This is a genomic window from Modestobacter sp. VKM Ac-2986, from assembly GCF_026967795.1.
In the GTDB taxonomy this organism is placed as follows: domain Bacteria; phylum Actinomycetota; class Actinomycetes; order Mycobacteriales; family Geodermatophilaceae; genus Modestobacter.
The window spans coordinates 405,285-412,221 of sequence record NZ_JAPVBH010000005.1; the positions used below are offsets into that span (position 1 = coordinate 405,285).

General features: G+C 74.9%; 4 protein-coding genes. 2 read left to right on the forward strand and 2 right to left on the reverse strand.

Translation table 11 applies throughout. The features are described from left to right. Positions 1-55: 55 nt before the first annotated feature. Positions 56-1,339, reverse strand: coding sequence for a hypothetical protein (locus O2W14_RS15375; RefSeq protein ID WP_269176976.1), 1,284 nt, complete (start codon positions 1,337-1,339; stop codon positions 56-58). Further along, a complete protein-coding gene (locus O2W14_RS15380; protein WP_269176977.1) occupies positions 1,336-2,544 on the reverse strand; it encodes a YveK family protein in 1,209 nt (402 codons plus the stop codon). Before O2W14_RS15380 ends, O2W14_RS15375 begins: the two co-directional genes overlap by 4 nt. Positions 2,545-2,931: 387 nt before the next feature. Between O2W14_RS15380 and O2W14_RS15385 the strand changes: the two genes are divergently transcribed. Together O2W14_RS15385 and mfd are read left to right on the forward strand one after the other, a co-directional pair. Beyond that, positions 2,932-3,381 (forward strand): adenylyltransferase/cytidyltransferase family protein, encoded by a 450-nt coding sequence (locus tag O2W14_RS15385; RefSeq protein WP_269176978.1) that lies wholly within the window; start codon positions 2,932-2,934, stop codon positions 3,379-3,381. Positions 3,382-3,526: 145 nt separating this feature from the next. Beyond that, positions 3,527-6,937 (forward strand): transcription-repair coupling factor (gene mfd / locus O2W14_RS15390; RefSeq protein ID WP_269176979.1); only part of this gene is annotated, 3,411 nt, incomplete at its 3' end.

Genomic DNA, 6,937 nt, shown 5'->3' on the forward strand with positions numbered 1-6,937 from the left:
CCCGGGCCGCGCCCGGGTCGTGCGGGGCCCCACCCGTCGTCGGGGAGGGCGGGCGTCAGGCGTGCGGCGCGGACGCCGGCGCGGGCGGCCTCCCGGCCAGGGGGTCGGTGCGCAGGTCGTCGGCCAGTCTGTCGCGTGAGGCCCCCTCGCACAGCAGGCTGGTGGCGAAGAAGGCCAGGAACGCCGGGGTGGCGTCGAACAGGCCGCTCTCCAGCACGCTGCGCCCGAGCAGGTAGACCAGCAGGCCGAGGAAGAGCGCGCGCTGCGGGCGGGGGGCGCGCCACGCGCCGCGCAGTGCCCACACCGCCCAGGCGCCGGTCACCAGCACGCCGAGCACCCCGGCCTGCACCAGCGCCGACACCCAGCTGCTGTCCAGCGGCTGGGTCTTCCAGAACTGACCCTGGACGGCGATCTCCTTCACCGACAGACCGCCGCCGAACACCAGCTGCCAGGCCGACTCCGCCCAGGTGGTCGCGGCGCGCCAGGCGATCATCCGGGAGTGCAGGGTGCTGGTGCCCGCGCCGTCGCGTTCGGCGAAACCGGCGGCCGCGCCGGTGCCGGCCACGGCCAACGCGCCCAGCCCGGCCAGAAGCAGTCCGCTGACGACCAGGCCGACGCGGGCCCGCCGCAGGTGCAGGCCGGTCACGAGGACCCCGACGAGCAGCATGAGCAGCCCGGTGCGCGAGCCGGTCTCCCAGATGACGGCGAGCGCGACGGCGGCGGCCAGGGTGCCGGGCACGCTGACCTCGCCGAGCACCGTGCGCCAGGCGACGTGGGCCACGACGACCCCGGCGAGCAGGGCCAGCTCGTTCGGGCTCAGCGGCGGCACGCCCCCGGCCAGCCGGCCGGAGGACAGCGTGGGCAGGCCGGTCAGCATCGACACCAGCGCGATCGCCCCGCAGGCCCGGGCCAGGGCGAGGGAGAACTCGAGCACGGTGGAGGAGCGCAGCAGCAGCAGGACGGTCGCGGCCACCACGACCAGCCGGACGGCGACCAGGCCGCTGGGCAGCAGCGTGCCGTGGGTCAGGGCACCGAGCACCGAGCTGCTGAGCAGCACGGCGAGGAACCAGACCGAGCCGGTGCCCACCCGCCGCCGCGGTCCCGACGCGGCCAGCAGCACGGCACCGGCCAGGGCCAGCACGCTGAGCAGGCCCTTGCCGGCCACGACGGGGTCCAGGGCGCCGGTGAAGTACTCACCGCGCCGCCAGCCCACGGTGCTGGCCACCAGCAGCAGGGCCACCACGGTGCGGGCCACCGTCGCCCGGCCGGGGGCGGCGGACGCGGCGTCCGGTCCTCCTCCGGCGAGGGCGGTGGGACGCCGGACCGGCGCCGCCGTCACCGGGGGGCGGGCGTGGCCCGCGGGGACGGCGACGGCGCCGCCGCCGCGCGCGGGGCCGGCACCACGGCGGGCGTGCCCGGCGCAGCAGCGGCCGGGTCGGTGCCGGCGCCGGTGATCGGCGCCGGGCGGTGCCGGGGCCCGGGCGGGGTGAGCACGAGGGCCAGCACCGTGGCGCCGACCTCGCCGAGCAGGGTGCGCACCTCGGTCACGTCCGCGGCCACCACCCGACCGGTGGGCACGACCAGGACGACGGAGCTCCCCGCCGCCCGGCGCCAGGCGGCGACCGGGGCCAGCGGGTCGGTGACGGAGACCGACACCGGTGCCGCACCCGACGCGACGGCGGCCGGGTCGGCGTCGTCGAGCACGGTGGGCACGTCGCGCGCGGCGAGCTCGCGGGCGAGGTCCGCGGCGAAGGCGGTGGCGGCCGCCTGCTCCGCGGGGGACGGGGAGAGCACCAGCACCGAGCCGGGGCGGTCGTCACCCAGCAGGTCCAGCCGGCGGGCGAGCGTGGCCGCGGGGCGTCCGCTGAGCGCGCCCTGCCGGCGGCCGGTGGGGGCGCTGAGGACGGCCAGGTCCGGGTCGGGGCCCCACGCCTGCCGGACGCCGTCCTCGTCGTGCACGGTCGGGTCGAGCCGGCTGCGCACGATCGAGGCCGCCAGCCCGAGGAAGAGGCCCACGACCAGGCCGAGCAGCAGGGTCGGCAGCGCCTGCGGCGTGGCCGGGCTGACCGGGGCGGTCGCGGGGTTGGTGACGGTCAGGGCCACCGGGGAGGTGCCCGTGCCCGGCTGCTCGAGCTCCTCGACGACGCCGGTGAACTGCTCGGCCACCGCGTTGGCGACCGCCGCTGCGGTCTCGGCGTCGGCGAAGCTCGCGGTGATGTTGATCTGCGAGGTGTCGGAGGGGTTGACCGCGCTCAGGTGGCCGCGCAGCTGCTGGACGGTGAGGCCCAGCTGCAGGTCGTCCTCGGCCGGGTCGAGCACCGCGGCGCTGACGGCGACGTCGGGGTAGCTCTCCACCCGCGCGCTGATGAACTGCGGGCTGGCCGTGCCCTGCGCCGAGGAGCTCACGAACACCTGGGCGGTGGCCTGGTAGGTGCGCGGTGCGACCAGCACGACCGTGCCGGCCAGCACCAGGCAGACCAGCAACGTGCCGGCGCCCACGCGCCAGTGCCGCCGCAGTGCGCCGACGTAGTCCTTCAGTTCCATGTGTCTGCTCCCCGTCGTGCGGCACGGCCGCACCTGCCGCCGGCTCCGCGCACGGCCGGTCGCCGTCCTGCCCTGGTGTCCTGCCGAGTCTGCGGGCCCGGGGCGGGGTGCGACCAGGAGTGGCGGGGGGTGCTCACCCGTGCGGGGTGGCCGGCCCGCCGGCCGTCCGCGGGGCCCACACCCGACGGGGGGAGCGGCGTCACCCGCCGGTGTGCCGGGCGGTGCCCGATGGGGTGACAGCCGCAGATAGATGACGCTGCGTGACGTCTGCGGGGCTTCACTTGCTCACGAACGGGGTGGTGAGGCGGGTTCGGACCGCCGTCCCGTCACCGTGGGTGGTCATCGACCACCAGCACCACGTCAGCGCCAGACGCACCGGGAGACGACATGACCGTGATCGGCTACGCACCAGGGGCCTACGACCTCTTCCACGTCGGGCACCTGAACATCCTCCGGCACGCCGCCGAGCACTGCGACCACCTGATCGCCGGGGTCGTCTCCGACGAGATGCTGCTGCTGACCAAGGGCCGCCTCCCGGTCGTGCCGCTGGCCGAGCGCCTGGAGATCGTGCGCAACCTGCGCGTCGTCGACGGCGTGCACGCCGAGGTCGTGCCGGACAAGATCGACACCTGGCGCGAGGTGGAGTTCGACGTGGTCTTCAAGGGCGACGACTGGCGGGGCACCGCCAAGGGCGACAAGCTCGAAGCCGACTTCGCCGCCGTGGGCGTGGCCGTGCACTACTTCCCGTACACGATGCACACCTCCTCCACGCAGCTGCGCAAGGCGCTGGCCACCCTGGACGCCGCCCGTCCCGCGGGTGCCGCCGTCTCCGTCTGACCGGCCCTCCCACCAGCGCCCGCGGGGTCGTGGAGGTCTCCTCCCGACGGTCCGCGGCGGCCCCGGCACGGGGTTAACCTGGGACCCGGCCCCCGCGCGCACCCGGCGCGCCGTGTGCGGCCCCAGAACCGGGAGTGTCACTGTCGTGAGCCTGCGCGGCGTGCTCGACGTCGTCCTGACCGACCCCGGCATGGCCTCGGTGGTGCAGCACGCAGGGCAGGCGCAGCTCGCGGTCACCGCGCCGCCGTCGGTCCAGCCGCTGGTCGCCGCCGCCCTGGCGGCCCGCCGTCCCGGGGGCGCCGCCGTCCCGGTGCTGGTGGTGACCGCCGGCGAGCGGGACGCCGACGCACTGGCCTCGCAGCTGCGCTGCTTCGTCCCCGACTCCCGGGTCGAGGTCTTCCCCGCCTGGGAGACGCTGCCGCACGAGCGGCTCAGCCCCCGCGCGGACACCGTCGGCCGCCGGCTGGCCGTGCTGCGCGACCTCACCCACCCCGGCGCGAACGGCGGCGTCGACGTCCTGGTCGCCCCGGTGCGCAGCGTCCTGCAGCCGCTGGCCCCGGGCCTGGGCGACCTCGTGCCGGTCGAGCTGGCGCCGGGCCAGTCCGCCGAGCTCGACGACGTGGCGCAGGCGCTGTCCGACGCCGCCTACGTGCGGGTCGAGCTGGTGGAGAAGCGCGGCGAGTTCGCCGTCCGCGGTGGCCTGCTCGACGTCTTCCCGCCCACCGAGCAGCACCCGGTGCGGGTGGAGTTCTGGGGCGACGAGGTCGACGAGCTGCGGTACTTCTCCGCCGCCGACCAGCGCTCCCTCGACGAGCGCCCGGAGCGGCTGTGGGCACCGCCGTGCCGCGAGCTGCTGCTCACCGACGAGGTGCGCGCCCGCGCCGTCCAGCTGGCGGTCGACCACCCCGAGCTCGCCGAGGTCGCCGGCAAGCTGGCCGAGGGCATCGCCGTCGAGGGCATGGAGTCCCTCATCCCGGCGCTGATCGGCGGTGAGGCGATGCAGCTGCTCACCGACCTGGTGCCCGCCGGCACGCACGTGCTGGTCTGCGACCCCGAGCGGGTGCGCAGCCGCGCCGCGGACCTGGTGCGCACCGCCGAGGAGTTCCTCGCCGCCTCCTGGCAGACCGCCGCCGAGGCCGGCCAGGCCCCGATCGACCTGGGCGCCTCCTCCTTCCAGGACCTCGGCGACGTCGAGGACGCCGCCCGCGCCCGTGGCCTGCCGTGGTGGACCACCGGCACCTTCACGCTCTCCCCGGACGACGACGACCAGCACGTGACCCTGGACGCCACCGGCGTCGAGCGCTTCCACGGCGACCAGGCGCGCGCCTTCGAGGCGCTGCGGATGTGGGGCCGCGACGGCTGGCGGGTGGCGCTGACCTTCGCCGGCCCCGGCCCCGCCCAGCGCGCCGCCGACCAGCTCACCGAGGCCGACCTGGGCGCCCGGCTCGTCCCGGGCATCGAGGAGGTCCCGACCGCCGGGGCGCCGTTCGTGACCCAGGGCAACCTGGAGGCCGGCTTCGCCTTCCCCGCGGTCGGGCTGGCGCTGTTGACCGAGGGCGACCTCACCGGCCAGCGCGGCACCTCGATGAAGGACGCCACCAAGATGCCGGCCCGCCGGCGCAACGCCGTGGACCTGGTGCAGCTGCAGCCCGGTGACCTGGTGGTGCACGAGCAGCACGGCATCGGCCGGTACGTGGAGATGGTCAGCCGCACCGTGCACGGCGGCCAGCGCGACTACCTGATCGTCGAGTACGCCCCGGGCAAGCGGAACCAGCCGCCGGACCGGCTCTTCGTGCCGACCGACGCCCTGGACCAGCTGACCCGCTACGTGGGCGGTGAGGCCCCGTCGCTGTCCAAGCTCGGCGGCGCCGACTGGCAGAAGACGAAGGCCTCGGCCCGCAAGGCGGTCAAGCAGATCGCCGCGGAGCTGATCCGGCTCTACTCCGCCCGCATGGCCAGCAAGGGCCACGCCTTCGGCCCGGACACCGTGTGGCAGCGCGAGCTCGAGGACGCCTTCCCGTTCACCGAGACGCCCGACCAGCTGGCCGCCATCGACGAGGTCAAGGCCGACATGCGCCAGCCCGTGCCGATGGACCGGATCATCTGCGGCGACGTCGGCTACGGCAAGACCGAGATCGCCATCCGGGCGGCGTTCAAGGCGGTGCAGGACGGCAAGCAGGTCGCCGTCCTCGTGCCGACGACGCTGCTGGCCAACCAGCACTTCAAGACCTTCTCCGAGCGGATGGCCCAGTTCCCGGTCACCGTCGCGGTGCTGTCGCGCTTCCAGTCGACGACGGAGTCCAACGAGACGCTGCGCAAGCTGGCCGACGGCGAGGTCGACATCCTGGTCGGCACGCACCGGCTGCTGCAGCCGACCACCCGGTTCAAGGACCTCGGGCTGGTCATCGTCGACGAGGAGCAGCGCTTCGGCGTCGAGCACAAGGAGTACCTGAAGACCATGCGGACGGCGGTCGACGTCCTGTCGATGTCGGCCACCCCGATCCCGCGCACCCTGGAGATGAGCCTCACCGGCATCCGCGAGATGTCGACGATCCTCACCCCGCCGGAGGAGCGGCACCCGGTGCTGACCTACGTCGGTGCCTGGGAGGACAAGCAGATGGCCGCCGCCATCCGCCGCGAGCTGCTGCGCGACGGCCAGGTGTTCGTCATCCACAACCGGGTGCAGTCGATCGACAAGGCCGCGGCCAAGATCCGGAACCTGGTGCCCGAGGCCCGCATCGCCGTGGGCCACGGGCAGATGAAGGAGCACGAGCTCGAGAAGATCATGGTCGGCTTCTGGGAGAAGGAGTACGACGTCCTGATCGCCACGACCATCGTGGAGTCGGGCCTGGACATCCCCAACGCCAACACCCTGATCGTCGACCGGGCCGACATGTTCGGCCTCTCCCAGCTGCACCAGATCCGTGGCCGGGTCGGCCGTGGCCGGGAGCGGGCCTACGCCTACTTCACCTACGACCCGACGCGGCCGCTGACCGAGACCTCGGTCGACCGGCTGACCACCATCGCCAACAACACCGACCTCGGTGCGGGCATGGCGGTGGCGATGAAGGACCTGGAGATCCGCGGCTCGGGCAACCTGCTGGGCGGCGAGCAGTCCGGCCACATCGCCGGGGTCGGCTTCGACCTCTACGTGCGGCTGGTGGGCGAGGCGGTCAGCGACTACCGCGCCCAGGCCACCGGGGAGTCCCCGGCGGTCGAGCCGGCCGACGTCCGGGTCGACCTGCCCGTCGACGCGCACCTGCCGCACGACTACGTGCCCGGCGAGCGGCTGCGGATGGAGGCCTACCGCAAGGTCGCCTCCGTCCAGGACGACGACCAGGCGCAGGCCGTGCTCGACGAGCTCACCGACCGCTACGGCCCCGCGCCCGACCCGGTGCTCAACCTGCTCGCCGTCGCCCGGTTCCGTGCGGCCATGCGGGCGCTGGGCGTGGGCGAGGTCTCGATGCAGGGCCGCAACGTGCGGGTCGGGCCGGTGGAGCTGCGCGAGTCGCAGGTGATGAAGCTGTCCCGGCTGGCCGAGGGCGCCACCTACAAG